18 protein-coding genes and 3 pseudogenes are annotated in these 22,099 nt (G+C 43.0%); 9 read left to right on the forward strand and 12 right to left on the reverse strand.

Features of this window, described 5'->3' with window-relative positions; genetic code table 11:
• Positions 1-69: 69 nt before the first annotated feature.
• From CXF95_RS28415 to CXF95_RS28430, 4 genes are all read right to left on the reverse strand, one after another.
• Positions 70-363 (reverse strand): YfcL family protein, encoded by a 294-nt coding sequence (locus CXF95_RS28415; protein WP_101201762.1) that lies wholly within the window; start codon positions 361-363, stop codon positions 70-72.
• Positions 360-1,535 (reverse strand): ATP-NAD kinase family protein, encoded by a 1,176-nt coding sequence (locus CXF95_RS28420; protein WP_101201763.1) that lies wholly within the window; start codon positions 1,533-1,535, stop codon positions 360-362. Before CXF95_RS28420 ends, CXF95_RS28415 begins: the two co-directional genes overlap by 4 nt.
• The gene (locus CXF95_RS28425) at positions 1,519-2,109 is read right to left on the reverse strand and encodes an elongation factor P hydroxylase (protein WP_232788110.1); all 591 of its coding nucleotides are present in this window, start codon (positions 2,107-2,109) and stop codon (positions 1,519-1,521) included. The genes CXF95_RS28420 and CXF95_RS28425 overlap by 17 nt, the downstream gene beginning before the upstream one ends.
• A gap of 113 nt (positions 2,110-2,222) precedes the next feature.
• The gene (locus tag CXF95_RS28430) at positions 2,223-3,347 is read right to left on the reverse strand and encodes an ISAs1 family transposase (protein WP_101197148.1); all 1,125 of its coding nucleotides are present in this window, start codon (positions 3,345-3,347) and stop codon (positions 2,223-2,225) included.
• Positions 3,348-3,470: 123 nt separating this feature from the next.
• Here CXF95_RS28430 and CXF95_RS28435 point away from each other — a divergent pair, with 123 nt between their 5' ends.
• The 4 genes from CXF95_RS28435 to CXF95_RS28450 are packed head-to-tail and all read left to right on the forward strand — an operon-like array spanning position 3,471 to position 6,621.
• Positions 3,471-4,220 (forward strand): CBM9 family sugar-binding protein, encoded by a 750-nt coding sequence (locus tag CXF95_RS28435; RefSeq protein WP_369809355.1) that lies wholly within the window; start codon positions 3,471-3,473, stop codon positions 4,218-4,220.
• Positions 4,221-4,260: 40 nt separating this feature from the next.
• Positions 4,261-4,956 carry a hypothetical protein gene (locus CXF95_RS28440; protein ID WP_101201765.1) on the forward strand — a complete coding sequence of 232 codons (696 nt, stop codon included), beginning with the start codon at positions 4,261-4,263 and terminating at the stop codon, positions 4,954-4,956.
• 7 nt (positions 4,957-4,963) lie between these two features.
• Positions 4,964-5,434, forward strand: coding sequence for a thioesterase family protein (locus CXF95_RS28445; protein ID WP_101201766.1), 471 nt, complete (start codon positions 4,964-4,966; stop codon positions 5,432-5,434).
• Positions 5,431-6,621, forward strand: coding sequence for a TIGR02281 family clan AA aspartic protease (locus tag CXF95_RS28450; protein ID WP_101201767.1), 1,191 nt, complete (start codon positions 5,431-5,433; stop codon positions 6,619-6,621). Before CXF95_RS28445 ends, CXF95_RS28450 begins: the two co-directional genes overlap by 4 nt.
• 168 nt (positions 6,622-6,789) lie before the next feature.
• Here CXF95_RS28450 and CXF95_RS28455 read toward each other — a convergent pair whose 3' ends face one another.
• The gene (locus CXF95_RS28455) at positions 6,790-8,028 is read right to left on the reverse strand and encodes an MFS transporter (RefSeq protein ID WP_232788089.1); all 1,239 of its coding nucleotides are present in this window, start codon (positions 8,026-8,028) and stop codon (positions 6,790-6,792) included.
• A gap of 674 nt (positions 8,029-8,702) precedes the next feature.
• Entirely contained in the window at positions 8,703-9,560 is an 858-nt protein-coding gene (locus CXF95_RS28460; protein WP_101201769.1) for a PA4780 family RIO1-like protein kinase, read from the reverse strand.
• 385 nt (positions 9,561-9,945) lie between these two features.
• Between CXF95_RS28460 and CXF95_RS28465 the strand changes: the two genes are divergently transcribed.
• On the forward strand, positions 9,946-11,262 hold the full coding sequence (locus CXF95_RS28465) for a hypothetical protein (protein ID WP_101201770.1): 1,317 nt from the start codon (positions 9,946-9,948) through the stop codon (positions 11,260-11,262).
• Positions 11,263-11,410: 148 nt separating this feature from the next.
• On the opposite strand, the gene CXF95_RS28470 is transcribed toward CXF95_RS28465, so the two are convergent.
• Complete coding sequence (locus tag CXF95_RS28470; protein WP_101201771.1) at positions 11,411-12,964, reverse strand: VCBS repeat-containing protein; 1,554 nt, start codon at positions 12,962-12,964, stop codon at positions 11,411-11,413.
• A 193-nt stretch (positions 12,965-13,157) separates the two neighbouring features.
• On the opposite strand from CXF95_RS28470, the gene CXF95_RS28475 reads away from it, so the two are divergent.
• Positions 13,158-14,006, forward strand: a complete 849-nt coding sequence (locus CXF95_RS28475; protein ID WP_101201772.1) for a hypothetical protein — start codon at positions 13,158-13,160, stop codon at positions 14,004-14,006.
• A 113-nt stretch (positions 14,007-14,119) separates the two neighbouring features.
• Positions 14,120-15,016 carry a DapH/DapD/GlmU-related protein gene (locus CXF95_RS28480; RefSeq protein ID WP_101201773.1) on the forward strand — a complete coding sequence of 299 codons (897 nt, stop codon included), beginning with the start codon at positions 14,120-14,122 and terminating at the stop codon, positions 15,014-15,016.
• 88 nt (positions 15,017-15,104) lie between these two features.
• On the opposite strand, the gene CXF95_RS28485 is transcribed toward CXF95_RS28480, so the two are convergent.
• On the reverse strand, positions 15,105-15,398 hold the full coding sequence (locus tag CXF95_RS28485; protein WP_101201774.1) for a putative quinol monooxygenase: 294 nt from the start codon (positions 15,396-15,398) through the stop codon (positions 15,105-15,107).
• 786 nt (positions 15,399-16,184) lie between these two features.
• Between CXF95_RS28485 and CXF95_RS31630 the strand changes: the two are divergent.
• Positions 16,185-16,484 (forward strand): annotated as a pseudogene (locus tag CXF95_RS31630) (reverse transcriptase domain-containing protein); the annotation flags it as partial.
• On the opposite strand, the gene CXF95_RS31635 reads toward CXF95_RS31630, so the two are convergent.
• Complete coding sequence (locus tag CXF95_RS31635; RefSeq protein WP_369809360.1) at positions 16,481-17,143, reverse strand: reverse transcriptase domain-containing protein; 663 nt, start codon at positions 17,141-17,143, stop codon at positions 16,481-16,483. The pseudogene CXF95_RS31630 and the gene CXF95_RS31635 sit on opposite strands and share 4 nt — an antisense overlap.
• 662 nt (positions 17,144-17,805) lie before the next feature.
• Positions 17,806-20,262 (reverse strand): penicillin acylase family protein, encoded by a 2,457-nt coding sequence (locus CXF95_RS28500; RefSeq protein ID WP_101201776.1) that lies wholly within the window; start codon positions 20,260-20,262, stop codon positions 17,806-17,808.
• Positions 20,263-20,463: 201 nt separating this feature from the next.
• Between CXF95_RS28500 and CXF95_RS29795 the strand changes: the two genes are divergently transcribed.
• The gene (locus CXF95_RS29795; RefSeq protein WP_157828290.1) at positions 20,464-20,628 is read left to right on the forward strand and encodes a hypothetical protein; all 165 of its coding nucleotides are present in this window, start codon (positions 20,464-20,466) and stop codon (positions 20,626-20,628) included.
• An 864-nt stretch (positions 20,629-21,492) separates the two neighbouring features.
• Here CXF95_RS29795 and CXF95_RS31640 read toward each other — a convergent pair.
• Positions 21,493-21,828: pseudogene (locus CXF95_RS31640) on the reverse strand (hypothetical protein); the annotation flags it as partial.
• A gap of 32 nt (positions 21,829-21,860) precedes the next feature.
• A pseudogene (locus CXF95_RS28515) lies at positions 21,861-22,094 on the reverse strand (transposase); the annotation flags it as partial.
• Positions 22,095-22,099 lie beyond the last annotated feature (5 nt).

Consider the following 22,099-nt stretch of genomic DNA (forward strand, 5'->3'; position numbering starts at 1 on the left):
AAAGTAGAACAGTGCAAATTTTGTATTTTTTGAAGTGTTATACCGCTCGCCATTGGTTATTATACTGGGCTAACCCTCTAACAATATCTGCCATAAACCTAACACTTGTTGCTGATCATCAGCGATGAGTTCGTTGTGACTAAAAGCAGCGGTTAAACTGGTGTCCATCAGCTCAGCTAATTGTTTAACTTGTGTCATTTTTTGCACTTGGCTTTGCCCAGCTTGCACGGCAAAGTGCCCTTGCAAATAGCTGGCAATAAACAACTCTTGATCGTTTCCATGCTGTACCACTTGGTCTAAGTAACGTTCGGTTTTATGAATAAAAGAAGTAAGCTCATTTTGTTGCTGCTTGGATGATGTCAAACCGTGTCCTTAATAGGTAAATTTAAATTGGCTATGGGGTATAACACTTGGTCGTGATATCCGGTAATGATACTGATTAGCCCTGACAGTTGTTGATCGACATGTGTATCACCAGAGTCAACAATCAGTGGACGTCCAGACAAATTAGACAGCTTGCTTTTGGTCGCAACCAACAAGATGTTATCTTTATCTAAAGATCTTAAAAAATCCGCGCTCAATTGCTGGTTTCCGCGGCCTATTATATGTCCTTGACCACCAATTAAGGTCAGCACCAACTTGCAGTTTTGATGGGTTGTCAGCGCGACTAATTCGCTGGCAGTCACATCACTGGCCAGTAGGTGTTTGTGTTTAATCACATCAACACCTAACAAGGTATTTTTAATGCCCAGCTCTTGCATCACAAATTCAACGGTAGAGCCTGAGCCCATTACAAATAAATGCTCAGGGTTGTCCTCGATGATCTCAATGATATGGGCGGCGATATCCGCCAAGACCAGTTCATCCGACTCTTTGCCGCCCATTTTAACGGCTTGAATATATCTGAGTTCAGTGGGTACCTGCATTTCACCAAATTGACGGGCATTGACTTTACCATTTCTAAACAGCGCTTCATCAATATCCATGACCTGGGCGTCACTGACACTGACAATTTCACCCTGTATCACTTGTTTCAATACTCTACCGGCGGCCGCTGGCGTAATAGCATAAACAGCCGAGTGAATTTTGCAGCCTGCAGGCACACCCAAAACAGGTACTGAACTGCCCACTACATGACAAACATTACGGGCGGTGCCATCGCCACCAGCAAATAAAATCAAATCCACTTGATGGGCAAGCAAAGCTTTTGCTGTAGCTTCAGAGTCTTGGCTTTCTGTTTGTGAGTTTTCAGGCTGATAGACCACGGAGTAGCTAAAGCCCATATCCTTAGCCAAAGTTTCGCCCATATCACCTGATGCAACATATAGCTGCACTTGGTCTTGTATAGGTACAATATGTGCAAGGGCTAAGCGGGTTTTATCTAAGGCTTTTTTTTCTGCCCCCATAGATAAGGCTTTTTCGCGGATTTCAATACCATCGCTACCTTTTAAGGCTAAGGCCCCACCAATGCCTGCATAAGGATTGATTAACACACCTAACTTAAACAGTCTGTGAGGCTTAGGCTGATTCAACATCGAACATCTCCCGGTGCAGATTGTCTGTTTGATAAAACCTTTGTAATATCCCCATGAACTCTGCGGCACGAGGTGGAAAACCATGATCTAGATACAGCATAATTTGACGCTTTACTGCCTCTTGGAAACTTTGAGTATTAGCAACTGCACCATTTAAATTATCGGTACTGACCGTAAAGGGTTTGCCTGATGCACAAGAAAAAGCCCACTCGATAGCTTGGGGTTTCACTTCTACCTTTTCAAATTCAACCTGTTGTTTACTATTTCTACCATCAGGTTGATACCAATAACCATAGTCCTCTAACAAACGCCTTTGTTTGCCGGCAATACACCAGTGGGCTATTTCATGTAATGCACTGGCAAAGTAGCCATGGGCAAATACAATCTGGTGATGTTGTGGTGAACGTCTAGCGGGAATATAGATAGGTTCATGGTCTCCCTTTGCCAAAACCGTATTTTCAGTCTCGATAAAAGTAGCGTTGAATAACAGGATAAGATCCTGATAGTTGTGCAACCTTGTCCCGGCTGAAGACAGCGAGGCAGTGGTTTGTTTGAGAGGTAAGGCAATGTTCATATTCATAAGGGCGGCATTCTATACATAAAGAGCATACATAAAAAGACTTCAGGTGCAGACTCAGTAAAACATTAGTCGAATATTTAGCCTCTGAGTTTGGCAGGGCAATCGCATTAAAATATTTGTAGCAGTTTCAGCAAGTAATCATTATCCCAACCTGCCATTTGCCGCTTAATCTTAATACCTACCTTATTATCATTATCTGACGTTAATAAATTCAAAGATATGTGGCGTAATATTGCCATGTTTTGATCTGCATATCCTTGACGAATTCGACAATGATCTTCGTCAAATGCCATATCTAATCTCCAGTGAAGATTATTCTCTACACCCCAATGAGCACGTACATAGTGAGCAAATTTCTCTGCATCGTTATGCTTAACGCTACTAATAAAGTATCGCGTTTCTTCTGACCATTCGTTCGCAAGAAATCTTCTTGATTTGACGCTAACAATACTGGCAAGGTGTGGGTGAGTATGATGCTCAGTAAGCCAGTCAATTCGGTTGCAGGAAGTCACTGTTCTTTCTTCAATACGGCCATGCCCTGAATCAATACTCTTATAAGTATTTAACGTGCCCTCATAACTTTTAGGGGTATTTTCAAAGAATAAAATCACATCATCATGTAGGGTGCTTTGATTTCCTTTCAGTGCGGTTAAATAATCAGCGCCTTTACTCACGATCAGTTCAGCCGATTTCTTTTGTGTGTTTAATGCATCGGTTGTGATGATACTGCCTGTGATGTCTAAGTTTTTGAGTAGGGAAGGTAAGGCGGTTATTTCATTCGATTTTTCATCAACTTTCACTTGTCCAAGTGCCAGCTGATTATCATGTGACCATGCGCTAACCATATAAATAGCTGATTTATTAGATGACTTATCATGAGTGCGTCGAAGGCATTTACCGTCAATAGCGATCACATCGCCCGTGACATTTTTTACTATCTCTTTGATCCAGCTAGAAAAACAGGTTTGAAATTGCTCAGGATCAATTAAGGAAAAAATACGTCCCAAAGTATCATGAGACGGAATACCATTTTCTAGGGATAAATATTGTTCAAACCAAGTGCGTTTAATGTTGGCAAATTTTTCAATGGCAACCCAGCCATCACAGCCACAGATAACGGCACATAGGGTAATAAAAAAGATGTCATCTAATTTATGTAATTGTTTTCTTAGAAGACGAGGATCTTCAATGTCTTTGAAATGTTCGATAAGTGTGGGCTTGTATTTGGTCATATTACGTCGCGTAAAGCGAAGTAATAGATCAAATTAGGGGATCTGTGTCAAGCCATTTTTAATGCGATTGCCCTGCTGAGTTTGGCATCACCTATTGTTTTCGCTCAAAGATTACGCCAAGCTATGAGAATAGTTTTCACTAAGGAAAGTATTTTGCTCAGAACGTTTCTATTTAGCAGTGTGTTCTGCTGTGCACAAATTAGTGCCACTGAAGTTAAACATACTGCCACCCCGATCAAAATAGACGGTGTAGCTGAGCAGGCATGGGATAATGCCCCATGGCAACCCATGCCCTATCTAATGGCAGACTCAGTGCCCAAAGTAGAAGACTTTTCTGGACGTTATAAGTTGTTATGGGATAACCAATATCTCTATCTTCAAGCACAGATTACTGACGATATATTGTTTGATAAAACCGCAGATCCTAAAATAAAGTATTGGGACGATGACTGTTTAGAAGTATTTATAGACAGCGATGCATCAGGTGGCAACCACCAATATAATCACAGCGCATTTGCTTACCATATCGCCTTAGATAACCAAACCGTAGATATAGGCGACGATCAAAAAGCCCATATTTATAATGATCACGTCACCAGTCGCTGGCAGCGCGAGCACAAACAACCGAATACGATAATCTGGGAAGTGGCCATCAAACTCTTTCCTGATACATACACCGACAAGCAACCTTTAGCCCCCATCATATTAAAACCTGAGCAAAAGATCGGCTTTATGTTGGCCTATTGTGATAACGACGGCAGTGCCACTCGGGAACATTTTATGGGTTCACATAAAATCGAACCGGTAAACGGTGACACTAATCGTGGTTGGATAGACGCCAGCGTGTTTGGCAACATTAACTTAAAAAAATGAGTTCTTTCTATTGAGTACCTTTATAATGAGCACCTTCTAAATGAGTGACAGCACCAAGCAAATAATCCGCCATTTACACGGAATCATCACCATGCAAGAAATTGCAGACAAAGCTGGATTAATACCGACAATTAGGGCGGTGCAGGCTTGGCAGTGCAAACGTTTGTTAGTCAGTCATCAGCACATGTATCAACAAAAACGTTTTCAACCCGCGGTTGAGTTTTTTATTAACGAACTTTATGGGCCCAACGATTTTAGCCAGCGGGATCAAGACATCGCCCGTATTGTGCCTAAAATGTCAAAATTTCTGCCTGAAAAGGCACTCCAGTCACTGGCCTCAGCGTTACACTTAAATACCTTATCTTTTGAGCTAGATTTTGGTCTAGCCAACAAGTTAGTGGATACCGAGATTAATCGGGAGAGTTATGCCAAAGCGTATGTCAGTTGTGACAACCTTAACGTCAGACAACAACAAATCGACTATATCCGTACCTTGGGAAACGACTTGGCTGAGGTGGTCAAAATGAAAGGCATTTCAAGCTTGTTATTTATTTCCCGAAAACCGGCAAAAATGGCAGGGGTTTTAGCCTTACATGAGTTTCTAGAAAAAGGCTTTAAAGCTTTTAAAAACATTGGCAATGTGGAAGACTTTATTATTCCTGTGGTGAATAAAGAACATCAAATTATGCAACAACTCGTTAATCCAAATTCTCCTAATCCTTTACCAGATGTATAGTTAACTTATGCCTTGGCTGCTTCCTACCCCCTTTATATGCACTTGGCAGGTCACACCTGAGCAAATTGATCATTATCAACATGCCAATAATGTGGCCTACGTCAGTCAACTAGAAGTGACCTCATGGACACACTCCAAACATTTGGGTTTAAATATTGAGCAATATCAGGCTTTAGATAGAGGCATGGCCATTAGTCGTCATGAAATCAACTATTTAGCCGCGGCCCATGTCAATGACGTGATTGATTGTGCCACTTGGATAGTGCAGTGCGACAACAAGCTAAAATTGGCGCGACAATTTCAGTTTATTCGCCGTAGCGACCAACTCACACTGTTAACAGCACGCACCGAGTTTGTGTGTATTTCTCTTTCAACAGGTAAACCTAAACGTATGCCAAAAGAGTTTGCCAATGCTTATGGACCCGCCACCCTACCCTCGCAGCCTCAAGCCACAATGTCAGCAATAGACACAAAATGAACAAGTGGATAAGCTTATTACTGTTATTGCTTAGCGTCTCTGTAGCGTTAAATTTTTATTTATTATCTACCACACCCAAGCAAAATGTGTTCTCCCAGTCAGAAGATAAACATGCCAAGGTCAAACAAACTAAGCCATATGGGCCATCTGAGCCATTATTCAACTGGACTTTCACCGAGCAATCGGCGGATGGGACAAACCAAGCACCACAAGTTATAGATGCAAATAATCCAAGACCTAACACACCATTTAATCAACCTGTGAGTAACAGAGTCGAGCTACTGGAACAGGCAAATTTGTGGTTAAAAGAGAGCCAGTTTTTAAGGTTGGGGGCATTTTTACAAAGCTATTTGAAACAATACCCACAAGACATGGACTTTTTGTTATTAGAAGCAAAATTGAAGGTAGAAACCACACTGTTAAGTGATGCCATCACTCATTATTACTACTTGTTAAGAAACCCCATGACAGCCGCACAGCAAAGTGAGATTGAAGGACAAATCGAACAGTTGAGCAAAAACACCATTGAACAGTTAAAGCGTAACTACTCGTGGGATATTTTAGCGATGTTTGTCGAACCATTGTTACAACTTGAGCCGAGCAACAGACTGTATATTTTGTCCCTCGCTATGGCTTACGCTGAACTACTTCAAGAAGGCTTAATGGAAAACGTGCTGGCTTCCCTAGACTTTAACGACCCTGACGCACAACGAATTAGAAACATCATAGTGGCGCAACAAATCTCACCCGTTAATGATGAGAGTGATGAGATTGATGACTTAGATGCAGGCGAAACAACCGCCAACCTAGGGCAACCTATCCCTCTCAAACAATTTGGTAACCAATATGTGGTTGCGGCTAAACTAAGCAGCAACCCCGTAGCACTATTAATTGATACTGGCGCGTCGGTAACCGCCATCTCAAAACAATATTTTGATAATTTAAGTAATAGATACAAAATCAATTATCTAGGTAGCTTTAGCATTGGTACTGCAGGTGGCAAAATTATGGCCCGTATGTATCAATTTCAAGAATTAACCATCAACCATGTCACAGTGAAAAACTTACCTGTGGTGATATTACCCATGCACGGCATTGAAAACGCCGATGGTCTATTAGGCATGAATTTTCTACGAGAATTTGACTTCAAAATAGACCAACGTCAGTCAGTGATGTTTATTAAATAATACCGAATAAATTGTAGTACCTATATTTGCACTAACATTTCAGATCAACAGGTAAAAACGAGTTGTGACGGGCTGGTTTGGGGATCAACAGCCGTTCGCTGATTTTGATTTCATTGACTGTTTCAGCTCCAAAGGAAACATTTCATCGGCGCTGACCCCGCAGTTGCATTATCTCAAAGGTTCACGGCTGCGATCCTTCATCCACAACATCACCGTCAATGCCATGAGAGATGCCACCACGAGCATTCCGGCGGGTGCAATGGAAAACCCAGAGAAATCAATCAGCCAAGTTGCGAACATCGGGGTAGCCCCCCCAATTACGCCTAAACCCAGATTATATGAGATTGAATAACCAGATAAACGGTCGCTTGCCGGGAACAGTTCAACAAACATGGCTGGTGCCGATCCCAGTGGTACCGCCAGAATAACCACCATTGTGGCCTGGACAAGGATAGCCCCCCACACACCATCCTCCAACAGCCATGTGTACATGGGAATGGCTAACAATGCGAAACAGAGCATGGCTGCTGCGATAAGGTAGGTCCTTGGAATCAAGCGATCACCGAGCCACCCCGATACGGGAATAAGGAACAGTAACAGCGCAGTCCCTCCGGCATTGATTTGTAGGGCCAGGTGTCTCGCCATGCCCGTCTGCTCATGCAGCCATTCAGGCAGATAAACGAGCGGAATGTAAAACAACACGCCATAGGCGGACGCAAAAAGAAAGGCCTGAGTCATTTCCAAACGATTGATGGTGAACGCTTGAATCAGCGGAGACGTCTGTGCACGCTCATGATGGTGACGCTTGAAATGCTCCGACTGCGGCAGCTTACGTCGCAAAAAAATTGCAACACCACCAATGATTCCGCCCAGCAAAAAGGGAATACGCCATCCCCAAGACGCTACCTCGTCAGCTGAAAGCAGTCCGGTTAACAAAGCCGCAGCTCCGGCACCCAACAACATACCCACCATACTCCCCGTGTTAGCCCAACTTCCCGCGAAGCCACGCTGACCATCCTCAGCGGTTTCTACCAGATAGGTAACCGAACTGCTGAATTCACCGCCGACGGAAAGGCCTTGAACAAGACGAATTATGACCAGTAGCATTGGAGCCCAGATGCCGATTGTTTCATGTGTTGGCAGAACGCCCAGCAAAACCGTGGGCACCACCATCATGATGACGGAAATCATCATAGTTCGGCTGCGGCCAATTGTATCACCTAGCCATCCAAAGACTGCCGAGCCGATAGGGCGCATTAAAAAACCGGCGGCAAAAATACCGTAAGTTGCAATCAAACCTGCCGTTGTGCTTTGCTCCGGAAAAAACAGAACAGCAATAATACCCGCCATATATCCGTACAATGCGAAGTCGTACCACTCTACGACATTACCAATAAATCCAGCCAATAATGCTGTCCTTTGTTTGCCAACTACCACTAACTACTCAACCTTTTATCTTCAATGCATTTATTAATAGCCCTACATATTTCAACAGCTTACCGTTAAATCCTACACGCTATTTTCTCGAGGGGACCTTAACATTTAAACTGACGACCACCGCCCATTGATAGGATTTTTTAGAGGTATTGATGATCTAGCGCAATGATGGATAACTATCTAAAAGGGCTCAAAGAAGTTTTTACACGTTTTATTGACCGAGGTCAGAGATTTGAAGTAATCACCCTTGCAGATGGTTTTATGATTAGCCGATAGCCGTTACTTGGGATTATTTATCTGAGAAGGCTGATATGTAGTTGAATCACTCCTAACTGCCGCCCTAAACAGATAAACAGGATAAGAAAAACAATCTAATATCCAAACCATAAGTGAATCACCCGCCACATTGTGGCGGATAGTAGCGACTAGGCATCCGCTTTTTGAACTGAATAGTCTTCCCCCCCCATTAGTCATCGTGAGTCTGGTTTCTTGAGCGCCAATTGCGGGGCCAGAGCCTTTGAAATTTTCGGGCTGAGATATAAATGACTGAACAGTCGCTTAAGGCATTCTCTTCCCAAGCAGATTTACGCATTCTCAGATTTAAGCCGTGGCAGGTTCAGAGATTGGTAAGGCACCGCAATGGATTAAAGGGGTTCGTTGGCTTCTTTGACTCTTTCTTGGCGTTCTTGTTCTTCGGCGAAGGCTGCTTTGATTTCTTCTAATACTGAGTCTACGTCTGCGTCGTCATCAGGTAGTTCATAGTGACCTGTTAATTCGGTATCAACTGTGAGTTCACCCGCTTCAAATAATGCCCACATTTCTTCAGCATAATACGTGCGAGTAAGTTCAGGGGCATACTGCCCATAATATTCACTCATATTTCGCACATCACGCTGCAACATACTAAATGCATTGTTATTTGCCGCCGCATCCACAACTTGGGGTAAATCAATGATCACCGGACCGTAATCGTCTACCAACACATTAAATTCAGATAAGTCACCGTGTATTAAACCCACACATAACATACGCATCACATAGACCATCACCAAAGCGTGATCTTCAATTGCTTGCTCTGCTGACATAGATACATCGTTGAGTCTGGGTGCAACGTCGCCTTGGTCATCTGTAACCAATTCCATGAGTAACACGCCCTCATAACAACCGTAGGGCTCTGGTACTCTGACCCCAGCTTTGGCTAATTTAAATAACGCGTCGACTTCAGTATTTTGCCACGCATCTTCTTGTTGCTTACGGCCAAACTTTGAGCCTTTTTCCATAGCACGGGCACGACGCGTATTCCTGACTTTACGGCCTTCTTGATATTGCGCAGCCTTTTTAAAGCTGCGTTTCATTGCCTCTTTATACACTTTGGCACAGCGTACTTCAGTGCCGCATTGTACCGCATATACGGTGGCTTCTTTTCCACTCATAAGCTGATATAGCACATCATCTATTAGACCATCGTCTACAAGTGGTTGTAATCTTTTTGGTATTTTCATTAAAACCTAAGGCCAACAGGGTATTCTGTTGGTTCAATTATCACGTCACTCAAATCATTTCGATTTGAAACCTTTAAAAAACGAGGTGTATGATATCAAGTTTTTTCAGAACAATGATATCTAAGTAAGCAACAAATTTTACCACAGCGCTAGAATGTCTGAAAAATAAATAAATGATGCTTAGACCAAACAGGTATAGAAAGATTACACCTTACTTTATTGTTTACAGACTTAGTCAAGAACAAAACACGGGAAGTCAGTGGCAATTTTAAAATACACCACTAGCAAAACACACTCCGATTTCAGAGCTAAATATATCTAAAAGCGAGAAGTGACGAATTGTATAAGGTAGAGTCTACACAACAATATTGAAGAAGAATCATCTATGATAACGACACAGTATCGACAATTTTCTATCTCTTTACTTTTGAGTCTAATGGCACTGCTATGGGGCTGTGCTGAAGTTGAAAAAAAGCCATCAGACACGGCTAATGTGCTAAATCAAGCCGCCGAACACTATGTAAAACTAGGATTAGAACTGGGCGAATATGATAAGGATTATATTGACGCTTATCTAGGCCCCGATAAATGGAAAAAACACGCAAAGGCTCAACTGCGCTCCAAACAACAACTCGCCTCTGATATTAGTCAGTTGCTGCAAAAACTAGCAGCTATTGATGTAGCGAATCAAGACCTAAAATTGCGTCACAAAGCTTTATTTCGCAATGTACGGGCTATGGATGTGCGAGCACGTATGTTGGTTGGAGAAACATTCACCTTTGCTGAAGAGGCACGACTTATTTACGACACTAGCATTCCTGAATATGACCTCACAAAATTTGATCAAACATTAAGTGAGATAAACAAGTTGGTGCCAGGCGAAGGTGATTTGGCGCAGCGCGTTGATGCTTTTCGCAAGCAGTTTGCAATTACCGAAGGAAAAGTCAGTGAGGTGGTGGATCTCGCCATTGCAGAATGTAAAAAGCGCTCAGATAAATACATTTCTTTGCCAAAAAATGAAAGGTTTGAGTTGGAATATGTCACCGACAAAAGCTGGTCTGGGTATAATTGGTATCAAGGCGACAACAAAAGTTTGATGCAAATCAATCAAGATTTTCCGATGCAAATCGAACGAGCAATAGTGCTAGGGTGTCATGAAGGTTACCCAGGGCATCACGTTTGGAATGTACTGATTGAAAATAACTTGCTGAATAAAAAAGGCTGGGTTGAATACTCCATTTTTCCGTTATTTAGTCCTTATGCATTGATTGCTGAGGGTAGCGCTAATTATGGGGTCGAGTTGGCTTTCCCTGATAATCAAAAAGTGCTGTACGAACGGAATGTGTTATTTCCTATTGCAGGATTGGATCCTACTACTGCAGACGTATTGGACAAACTAAACCAGTTAACCGAACAATTATCCCACTCCATTACCGCCACTGCGCAGCTTTATTTAAATGGTGAAATCAGCCGTGACGAGGCCATTGAACAAAGACGTAAGTATGCTTTAGTGTCTCCAGAAAAAGCACAACAAAGTGTGCGATTTATTGAACAATATCGCGCTTACGTTCTGAATTACAATTTAGGTAAAGACATCGTCTCTGCTTACATAAATAAACAAAGTCAGGACGAAGACGGGAAATGGCAAGCCTTTGAGCGTATGTTAACTGAATTATCTACTGCGTCAGATATGACGCAGTAGTCTTGTCTAAAAACATTAATGTGCTTGATAAAAAGGCTGGTAACATAACGCAGCCTTTTTATCAAGCACAGCTGATTGCTTTGATTGTTTTTTTGATTGCTAGGATGCGCTTCGGCACAATGAAGTTTTTATACAGTAAGCGGAACCCTTAATTCGCTATCAACACAAGTACTCGTTTCAATAATTCAGGGCTATCTGCAGAACCGTGGTGTAACACCACGTCTGTTTTTCCGTCACCATTGAGGTCTTCAGTGGCGGCATCGTAGGGATTTTTAGGCATGGCTATTTTCTGACGTAATGAACGACCTGCATAAGGCTTTTTCTGATCTGGTGTCGCTAATACCGTTCGAATCAAATCATCGCCATCTGAATACACTATGTCTTTAACCGCATCGCCATTAATATCAATCATCTTAACCAAAGGTTGACCTCGTGTGCCCGAAGATAAGCTAAAGGTAATTTCCACTTCTTGACTCACAAGGGGCTCTTTACCAAATTGATTATTTTCATTCATAGAAAAAATCAATACATCTTGGTCGATACTACCGGATAACAAAGCACCTACGATCTGGGAGATACCAATATCAAAAGACGACACCGACACTTCTTGTTTGCCATCCATGTCTCTGTCTAAAAACGTTAGGTTAGATAAGGTGTCTTCAGAGGTGATATTGGTACTGGCTTGCTCGGAATAGCTTAACTTGCCTTCTTTTAACGCCCCATAGAAAAACTCAAAATCAATGGTTTTATCTAACACTCCAGAGCTTTTGGTAAACTGCAGGGCGATGTCTGGGATGCCATCACCATTAAAGTCATCAATGGCTCTTACAACACGATGTTGAATATTACTTTGATCCATTTCTTGTCCATCTGGACCTTTCATGTCCCACCAATCGACAGCATAAATGGATTTATCAATTTTAATCTTTGTGGGAATAAGTGAAAATTGCATACTGTCGTTTTGTGCAAAAACACTCAATTGACCTTGTTCTACTGTCACCAAGTCTGTTTTACCGTCTTGATCCATATCTTGAAAATACAGCTCTTGGTCGTCATAACTGACACTGCTTTGGTTGATTTCAATCCGTGCAGCAATAGGTAAGTTTTGTGGATGCCTAGCACCGCAGCAATCAGACAACCATAAATTAAGCTGTTCAAAGTGCGGCAGCACAATGTCATCAAGACCATCGTTATTTAAATCTTGGATAAAGTCCATCTCCCTAAACGATTCGGCTTTATCGCTAAGATACATAGATGAAACCGTCTCGCCATTCACCCATGCTGATTCGTGTGATAAGTGGGCAGGCACATAACGATGTACCATGGATTTGTCTAAAAGGTACAAACGCTGTAAACCGTCATGTTGAGGTTCACCCACATCATAGGCAAAAACATTGTCTGCAATATTGATCTTGTCTTGTTTAATAAAGGTATTGCTTTGGGTATCAAAGAAATAAATAGCTAACATACGTTGTTGCTTATCATCCACACCGACCACCACAAGTTCAGCACCGGCTTGCGGTAGAATATCAGCAATTAACACCGGTTGATTAACGTTAAAACTAAGATCAATCTGGTGCTGCGTGAAAATATCTGTGTATTTGGCATATGCAGGAAATGTCAGAAAGCCAAGACTCAACAGTCCTAAACTCGTAAGACTGCGGCTTCCAAAAATAAGTATGTGACGAAAAAAGTGAGACATTAAGTAACTCAACTGCAAATGGATTTATATTAGGTGACATACATTAGCAAAATACATCATGGTAAAAATTTTAAAAATGTAAGAGCTTACGTCTTAGTGTTTCATTAGCTTGAATAGCGTAGACTTAATCGTTACGAAATACATAGCGGTATAATAAAAACCGCGATATTTGATCAATCAGGAGTGCATAAAGGTGGTTAAACGTTTCGCGTTAATAAGTGGTTTGGTGGCAGCCTTGGCGACCCCCTTGGCTTGGACCCAGTCACTGCAGCAGTCCCATCATTTTGAAACATTGCGTGGTCTCGAGCGCTTTAATAAATCACAGACATTATCTTTGGATGATACAAGTCAAGCAGTCGATACTGTGTTGTCAATTAAAGGTGTGAAAATTGGTGACAACGTGTTGCAACAAGCCATAAACCTTGATGACCAAGGTGGTAATTTGGGTAATATCCGAGGAGGAACCGTCAGTGACAAAATCAAGTTTAGTTTCTATCAGCCATATGAAAATAGCCGCCTTGAGCAAAAATTAGAGCTTTACTTCGACAAACACAATGGTTTTATAAAGCAGATTACAGGCACTTATTACTTGCAAGACGCCTATATGAGTATATCCCCAATACGTGAACAAACACTCAGTGCTGCCGTTGACAAATTTGGGCCCCCCTTAACTATGCAACAAGCCCACGATTTAAGCGGACAAAAAAACGGCGACGTTCCGCTAGATAAATTTATTAACAGCCTGCAAGAACAGAATCAGTTACACCCATTGGGGCTAGAATATTTTCAAAAGCGTAATATTACGAGAAGTTCAAAATGGGTTAAAGGCCAACAAAATTATGCTCTCATGCAAAGCGGATTTGACCGCTGTTATTTGTGGAACAGCAACTCGTTTAATCAAATACTCACATTTTGTTTCTTTGATGAAACTGGCGCTAACCCGAATAGTAGAGGCGTAGAGTTCGATTTACATAACTTTCCAGTTATACAACTGATAAAAGATTTAGGTAATCCGCACGCTAAATTAGAACTTTCCTTGTAGTGAAAGCGACCAATGCCTCATTTGGCATAACCTATAAACAAAAACTGGCTGCGATTCATCGTAATTCACGCAATAATAAGATGATAATGAATCCTCCAATTTAGGACATAACAATGACAATCACCCGTAATGGACATCGATACATCGATGTAGAAAGTGGCAAAACCTTAGATGTATGGTTTCCTCGCAGTAATAAACACATTGAGCGTAACTGCTTAGCCAGTAAAGTGGGCTTGATTAAAGGTGAGTTTGTTGAAATTAGTCTAGATATAGATGCCACTCCACAGTCTGCTGAAGACGCATATTTACGACTGCACTTATTATCAGAATGCGCTGTGCAACCCAATAACATTAACCTTGAAGGTGTATTTGGTTTATTAACCAATGTAGCTTGGACATCTGCTGGCCCCATATTACCCAGTAAGGTGGAAGAATTAAGAGAGTTGATTGCCACTGAAGCTCATCACTTAGCCGTGACCTCTATCGATAAATTTCCAAGAATGGTCGATTACGTTATCCCAGAAGGTGTGCGTATTGGCGATGCTGACCGTGTTCGTATGGGCGCACATCTAGCGTCTGGCACCACTGTAATGCACGAAGGTTTTGTTAACTTCAATGCCGGTACTTTAGGTAGCTCAATGATTGAAGGCCGTATCTCACAGGGTGTTGTGGTAGGTGATGGTTCTGACATTGGCGGCGGTGCATCGACTATGGGTACCTTATCTGGCGGCGGTAAATCTATTAATGCCATTGGCAAGAGCAGCATGGTAGGTGCCAACGCGGGTATTGGCATTTCTTTAGGCGATGATTGTATAGTTGAAGCAGGTTTGTATGTCACCGCTGGTACTAAAGTCACCACGCCAGATGGCGATGTAGTTGCCGCACGTCAATTATCAGGTCTGAATGGCCTATTATTCCGCCGTAACAGCCAAACAGGTGTAGTTGAAGCAGTGGTAGCAAATTCTACTAAATGGGGCGGCCTAAACGCTAGCTTACATAGCAACGACTAGACTTTGTCATAAGCAATCCAAACCTTGGGTTGCTTAATCCTCTCCAAATTACTTTCACTTATTTTTTGCTTCAACAAAATCACTATTTTTATAGCAACACTTTTGTTAATTTTGACACTTCTACAGAATCCAACATCTCACGAATGACATCAAAGCACTCTTTAATATGTGAAGATTCGCCATGTGCCTTTAAATCCTGCTCCGACAGCCAATTTTCATGGAAAATAAAAATGCTACCGTTCGCATTATCTATATGCAGATCGTAATTAACACAGCCGTGCTCTTTTTGAGTAGGAATAATAAGTTTTGACAATTCAGATAGCACAGTTTCTTTGTGTTTATCTTTCGCGGTAATTTTTGCAATACATGTCAACATGTTCATGATACTCCTTTACGGTTCTGTGAATTTACGGGAAAGCTAACACTCAGATTTCACAATGCTTGCAGTCTATATCCAGCCATTATCACTTACCCAATTAAAATCATTAACTTTGTCAGTAACCTAGCATCACTATTTTAGAACTTCAATGAGCAAACATCTCCGGCCGACTAAGCGAGTGTGTTGAGAAACACTCCAGTGAGCGATTCGCTATGCGTCGCAAATGTGCCCAAGCTGTGTAAAAAGTCGAATTTTTGATGACAGGTGGAGAATTATTTTATCAAGGTCTAACTTCTAATAGTTTTTACACAGCCTGTGCCAGAAGCCGACATAGCCGTAGCTCGAAAAAACTGGTTTTGACGAACTCGTTTGTCACCATTGAGGTCACAGTGTTTTTTAATGTAGTCTATGGAGGTGTTCAAAAGTGGACATTCATTAACGTTCAGCATAACCAGTGGCGTTTTTTACCATCTGCGTTTATGCACTTGTGTACGACCACCGTAATGGTTGGGACACGGCGAAGTCGCATGGGCGCCCCACCTGAACATTTAGAACAAAGGAGGAGCCTTGTCAGACTTGAATACACGAATGCCGTCCGGTAGTGACGTGACTCAGCGTACCGATAAGCAGCCAGCCTTTAGCGCACATTTACTTGAGCCTATTCTCCAGCCTTCCAATATTTTGCAGCCATGGAAACGGGTTCGAGCCAATAAGGGTGCCGCTGGCATAGATGGGGTGACCATTGATGACTTCCCCGCTTGGGCAAAAGCAGGAAACCGGAAGCGTATTATGACTGAGCTTCGCTCAGGCCAATACCGACCAGCGCCGGTTAGACGGGTTGAGATTGATAAACCGGATGGCGGTAAACGCCAACTGGGGATACCGATTATTGCTGACCGAGTGATCCAACAAGCTATTGCCCAGGTTCTTATCCCCATTTTCGATCCTGCCTTCTCAAACAACAGTTTTGGGTTTAGGCCGCATCGAAATGGGCAACAAGCAGTGAAACAGGTAAAAGACATCATTAAAACGAGACGCCATTATGCCGTCGATGTCGATCTGTCTAAGTTCTTTGACCGCGTTGATCATGATTTGTTAATGACCGCGCCTTGGGGCGTACCTATTTCACTTTTACATCGAATGTGGCCGTCCATTACTCCCGCTGTTAACCTGCTGGTAATGAGTTTCAACACTCTTTCAGCACAAATTCTATGCCGGATTGAACGCAGTAAACATGCGTGTTCAATATTATCAAAGAACCCTTTCAGATCTGCATCCAGCACCCAACTGACCTTTTTAAAGCTCACCATCATGTACACGGCATCCAATACCTGATGTTGACTTCTGTTTTGCCTAAACCCATAGCTGAAGCCTAAAAAGTCAGCGTCGTAGATGGGTTCAAGTACCAGCACCAACGCTTGCTGGATGATTTTATCTTCCAGTGACGTGATACCTATCGGTCGTTGTTCGCCGTTGTCTTTGGGAAGCCATTGCCGTTTTACCGGTTTTGGCTTGTATTTCCCCGACTGAAGTTGCTCATGTAATATTGTCAGGCGTTGTTCACACGCCTTCGCGTAATCTAGCCAACCCAGATTATCCACTCCCTTGGCCGCTTGTCGATTGAGCTTGTTATACGCCTCAAGTAACAATGCGGGGGTGATGTGATGCATGAGGTTGTTGAATTTCAGATGTTTATCGTTCTTCGCTACTTTCCCTAACCTTTCCAAACCTGAAACTAGGTTTTCCATGCTCTGTGTCACGGCTATTCTCCTGTTGAAATGGTTTTCTCTCTGTCAGCCCCCTTCGCTCCAAACACTCCGCCTTGAGCGCTAACTCAATTTGTTCGCGTGCTTCTTCACTACTATGAGACTGTCTGACTTCCAGTGGCTTATCATCAACGGCTTCGTCTCATGACTTCCCCTTAATGTGTAAAACAAACTGTGTCTCACCAAACCGCTGGAGCTCCCGAGTTGTGCATAAAAGAGATCACCACATGCATAAGGTCTGTGACTGCAAAGCGCCAACCAATCACGAGCACTGCCCTTTAGGACATTCATTTATTGGTCGTATTGCCTTCCCTTTCACCCAACAAGGTCAACACGCTTAAGTGCGGATTTCGCAGCTCAATACTCGGCCTATGGCTTCCCCCGTCAACGCTTAACTCGGCACCTTACGATGCATCCGGGTCTTGGCGGTGTGCTTACCTTACCAAGTAGAGGGCTTGCACCCGGGGGGGGCCTCCGCTCCGATCTCCGACCGATTTATCTCGGCGCACTGGGTGTCTTCTTTAGTTGTAACTGAAAAACTAAAGCACTCAAAAAAATAAAAAGACCGACTGTCATGAAACAACCGGTCTTTAGGCTCAATCTTTTTTAAAGAATGCTTCGCTTTTTAGCTTATAAGTATTAGTTTATTCACTTAGTTTCACGCTTTCACTAATGACTTCAGCGGCAATTTCTGCAGAGCTAAACGGTAAAGGTATCCAATTTTTTTCTGAGTAGCGTCTAGTTTGATCCCTGTGATGGGGATTTGTGCTGTCTGCAGACTGCGAGAAACCCAATAACGCTTCGGCGATAGGACCGTTAGCATCCCAGGTGACCGTCTGCATATAGGTTGGACCATTAGTGACTGGAGTATATTCACCCTGTGCATTGGCTGAAGGTGTTGCTATTACGTTAAATACGCCTTCCTGACCTCTACCACCGTGCATTGGGATGCGCTCGTTGTTATTAGCTGCATCCGTGTCGAACTGCAGGTTACCTAACTGTTCGTCCATGGCGACATTGCGGTCAACGAAAAACTGTATTGCATCACCTAAAGCCTGACGTGTTGTGGCATTGATGATTAGACCTCGTGGAGTATTCACTGGGTCAGTTTCATCGAAAGGTACACTAAATGCGCTATCAATATTACCTTCATAATTAACGTTGCGTGAAAACTCTCTAAAGATATGTGCTCCGCGGCTACCCACATTATTTGCTCTATCCCAGCGGGTAAGCACCGCACATGCTGCGCTAGCGTCTAATGTTCCGCCGCCGGCTACAGGCATTATTGGGTTGGCATTACAATCTGCAAGCACGTCGTCAAGTACTAGCTCTGCTGCATAATTACGGTTGCTGTAACCTACTTCTTGTAGTTTACGCAGACTGAACTTATTACCACCAAGTCCATCTTTACCGCTTAGGCGATCTTGAACTTGGATGACGCCCATGCGGGTGCGCAATAATCGAGGCGACGCTGCTGCGACTGAAACACTAGGTCTGGACACTAAGTTGCGTCGCAGCAAAGGAGAGAACTCCTGATCCAAGGTTGAATCTGGGTTACTCATCCAATAACTGTCATTTGAGTTAGTTGAATAACTGGTATTGAGTAAATAGGGCAAGTTGCTGCCACCAAAGATCCCTAATTGTGGAGCGTCGGCGTCATTTCCCCACTCACATGCTGCAGTACTGCCGTCTAACCCCGGTAAACCTGCAGCCGCTAAAGCTTGTAGAGCTGGGTTGTTACCTACACAACTTGCAAATTGTGCGGAAGTGACATGAGGCACTGTTGATAAGTCAGCATACAAGGCATTGCCGTCACGATCGGCAGCTATGGTATTAACAAAAGGTAGGCCAAGAACCGTTCTCATGCTGTCGAGCAAGTCTTGAGCGCTGGTCGCTTTATTCATTGAGTACCATTGATTAATCGCGCGTGGATTTTCGGACGCGGCATCGCGTATAGCAAAAGCAAGATTAAATGTTCCCCAAGATGGTAAGGCACCATTTATAAACTGAGCCGCTAGCATTGGACCAAAATGCGATAAATAGATTGCACCCGTATAAGTGCCTCCAGCGGGTAAGTCGATACTAATATCTACTTTAGTTATATCGCGCTGCTCTATTACACCATCAGAATTTTGATACTGATATTTCAGCGGCTCACCCGGTACCAACTGCAATTGATAAAGGGTAAAGCGTTTGGCGGTAGAGACGGTATGACTCCAAGCAACATCTTTATTAAACCCGATATTCACAAACGGCTGTCCTTGCTGGCCCGCTCCCATGACATCAATCTCGCCTGGTATGGTTAAATGAAATTCATAGAAACGTTGAACCCCTTGCCATGGTTCATGAGGATTACCATACAGCATACCACTACCGTTTTCGGTGACATCAGACCCCAATGCATAGGCATTACTGCCGCCTTGTAAAACATTAATTCTGCTTAAATCAAATTCGGGCGGTTTAGCCTGAGGTTGAGGAGGGCTGCCATTAGCGCTCGGGGGAGCAGCAAGTAAGATGGGAGTAACGAAGTTGGACAAACCTCCGCGTAAGTTGCCCTTGTTATAAACCGCCGCGAGATCCATTTCATCTATTTCGGTAACCCAAGAAGCACCGGCACATGTTGGATCGATATTGTCGACCCCAGTGTCACGTAAATAACGGCTATAACCTGCCGCATAGCCCTGAATCGCATCACGAACTTGTGGTTCTTGTGCCTCCAAAAGTTCCATGCGTTTAGTTGGGTTGTTATACCAAGTGTAAAATACATCTGAACTAATGTTACGAGTGCTGGCTTCCAGATTTAATGCACTGGTGCCATTCGCCACTATAATTTCCGCAGCAAAAGAACATATATTATCACTTGCAAATGCATAGCCTAAGCCATAACCCAAGCCTTTATAGTCATCGGCTGTAATGTGGGGAATACCAAATTTAGTGCGTTGAATTTCAGTAGAATATGTTGGTGGGGCTGGAGGTGCAGGAACGACTACAACATCCGGCTCATCGTCATCACTTGAGCAGCTAGTGAGCCCTAAGAATGCTAACAGTGCTGCACCAACGAGAACAGACAAACGTAATTTATGAAAACGGTAAAAATTCATATTTAAATGACCTTTTTGTGTTAATCAATGAATGTGTTACGACCTAATGAGTATTTCACAATAAAACCTAAAAAGTTAATTAGTTGTAAATATTGTTATCTATTTGTTGTATTTATGAGTGTGGTTGCAGAGTGGCTAAAATAGCGAGTCGAAGAAATAGATTTTAAATCTGTTTACGATAGATGCCGCAGCATATCTAGTATGAGTTTGCCGGTGACCGGCACGGTCTGGAACGTTAACTCTGTTGGGGCAACACAGGGAGGGGTATTAAGTGTGGGCATATCCGTTGAGGAACATATCAACCGCGGTGATCACAAATTCTTCTTGTTGTGGAGTATAGGTAAAATAAAACGTCATTTTTCTTAAAATGAAAATACGTCATGCCACATATTTTCCATATTGACATCTATTTTATATTCTTAAGTGAGTGAAAGTCGGCTATTTTTCGTCTATTAATCAACTGTTTCCACGTAATTCAGAATTCAAGACAAGCGCCTCCCGCTGTTGTGCAAACCAGTTTTGCTTATGATGATGAACGGCTTTTATTCAAACAGACTTATCTGAGGCGGTGCTCGACTTTGTGGGGGCAATAGTTCGACGACATCGTCATTCTTTGTATTCAGGTGGCTGAGTATCTTTTGTATCACCAACGGATGTTCATTAGACACATCCCTGTGTCTAACCCTTTGGGCAGCATGCGCTGTGCAAATCGGCTTTCCTGCCGATTTGTCGATGCTTGCTATAACCTCGCACCACCGCATTGCTCATGACACCTGCATGGAGACTGAACCCTGCCACATTTGAGGCACAGCCTGACTCAAGCCCTTGCTTTGCCATAGGTGCAATGGTTTGCAGGGTAAAGACCTTTCGTCCTTGCTGTTTGCCTGTAGCGATGCGATGCGATAAGTAATGGAATACCCGTGAATTTGCAACATCGGCTCGTCTTCCAGCCCATCCAAAGCCAGGTAGTCATTGTCATCGTCCCTCACTAATAAGCCCTCGCGCTCAAGAAAACCCGCCAACGCTGGCTAATGCGGTGATTAAGGCTATTCAGCTCACTTTTTGTCGGGGCTTTTATCGGGTGACCAATTTATTGGAAATGAATTTACTCATTACATCCATGTAATTCACCCTACGGGCCAGCAGAGCTGTTGCTGTTTATTCCAGATAAACAGGCTGGACAACCAAAAGTTGCCCGTAGGGTGAGAAATAGGGATGTTTCTCATCTAAACGCGTTTTGCCATAGTTATCTTCGGCATATACACCATCGAGGTAGAGCATATGATAAATCGGCAGGATAGTCGATTTACACAGCCAGCGGCTGCCTCGAAGGGTGAAGCACAGGGATGTGCTTCATGAAAATGGATATTTAAATGACCTTTTTGTGTCCTGCCCTTCGCCACTTATGGGCCAGCCTCCGGCTGCTCAAAATAGCTCCCGGCGATTTTGTCAGCGCTGAGCCAAATCGTTGGATCAATGTTACCGCCCCGTTTGTGCGGTCTGTTTGTTGTAGCCTGCTTTTTTAGTGATATGGGTGGCAAGTGTGCGATACACAATACCCAGCACGACTGTAAAGAAGACAACTATCCTTAAACCAGTAACCACATCAGTTCAACGTTGCGATGGCTGTCTTTTTCTAAGCGACGAGAAGACTGAACGCGGTTGAGGTAACCATAGATATAAAGTTTTAACAGGATTGCTGGATGGTAACCTGAACTACCTTTGCCTTTGGCAATAACACGTTCAAACCAAAGTGTTTCAAGGTCTAAACCTTCTATAAATACATCTATGACTCGAACAGGATTATCTTCAGTAACAAAGTCCTCAAGCACTTATA

Source organism: Paraglaciecola sp. MB-3u-78 (assembly GCF_002835935.1).
GTDB lineage: Bacteria > Pseudomonadota > Gammaproteobacteria > Enterobacterales > Alteromonadaceae > Paraglaciecola.

Excerpts from the sequence above, each read along its gene's own strand:
- CXF95_RS28430 (WP_101197148.1), bottom strand. The coding sequence starts at position 3,347 with ATGACCAAATACAAGCCCACACTTATCGAACATTTCAAAGACATTGAA.
- CXF95_RS28435 (WP_369809355.1), top strand. The coding sequence starts at position 3,471 with ATGAGAATAGTTTTCACTAAGGAAAGTATTTTGCTCAGAACGTTTCTA.
- CXF95_RS28425 (WP_232788110.1), bottom strand. The coding sequence starts at position 2,109 with ATGAACATTGCCTTACCTCTCAAACAAACCACTGCCTCGCTGTCTTCA.
- CXF95_RS28450 (WP_101201767.1), top strand. The coding sequence starts at position 5,431 with ATGAACAAGTGGATAAGCTTATTACTGTTATTGCTTAGCGTCTCTGTA.
- CXF95_RS28440 (WP_101201765.1), top strand. The coding sequence starts at position 4,261 with ATGAGTGACAGCACCAAGCAAATAATCCGCCATTTACACGGAATCATC.
- CXF95_RS28460 (WP_101201769.1), bottom strand. The coding sequence starts at position 9,560 with ATGAAAATACCAAAAAGATTACAACCACTTGTAGACGATGGTCTAATA.
- CXF95_RS31635 (WP_369809360.1), bottom strand. The coding sequence starts at position 17,143 with ATGGAAAACCTAGTTTCAGGTTTGGAAAGGTTAGGGAAAGTAGCGAAG.
- CXF95_RS28445 (WP_101201766.1), top strand. The coding sequence starts at position 4,964 with ATGCCTTGGCTGCTTCCTACCCCCTTTATATGCACTTGGCAGGTCACA.
- CXF95_RS29795 (WP_157828290.1), top strand. The coding sequence starts at position 20,464 with ATGAGTTTGCCGGTGACCGGCACGGTCTGGAACGTTAACTCTGTTGGG.
- CXF95_RS28470 (WP_101201771.1), bottom strand. The coding sequence starts at position 12,964 with ATGTCTCACTTTTTTCGTCACATACTTATTTTTGGAAGCCGCAGTCTT.
- CXF95_RS28465 (WP_101201770.1), top strand. The coding sequence starts at position 9,946 with ATGATAACGACACAGTATCGACAATTTTCTATCTCTTTACTTTTGAGT.
- CXF95_RS28480 (WP_101201773.1), top strand. The coding sequence starts at position 14,120 with ATGACAATCACCCGTAATGGACATCGATACATCGATGTAGAAAGTGGC.
- CXF95_RS28420 (WP_101201763.1), bottom strand. The coding sequence starts at position 1,535 with ATGTTGAATCAGCCTAAGCCTCACAGACTGTTTAAGTTAGGTGTGTTA.
- CXF95_RS28485 (WP_101201774.1), bottom strand. The coding sequence starts at position 15,398 with ATGAACATGTTGACATGTATTGCAAAAATTACCGCGAAAGATAAACAC.
- CXF95_RS28500 (WP_101201776.1), bottom strand. The coding sequence starts at position 20,262 with ATGAATTTTTACCGTTTTCATAAATTACGTTTGTCTGTTCTCGTTGGT.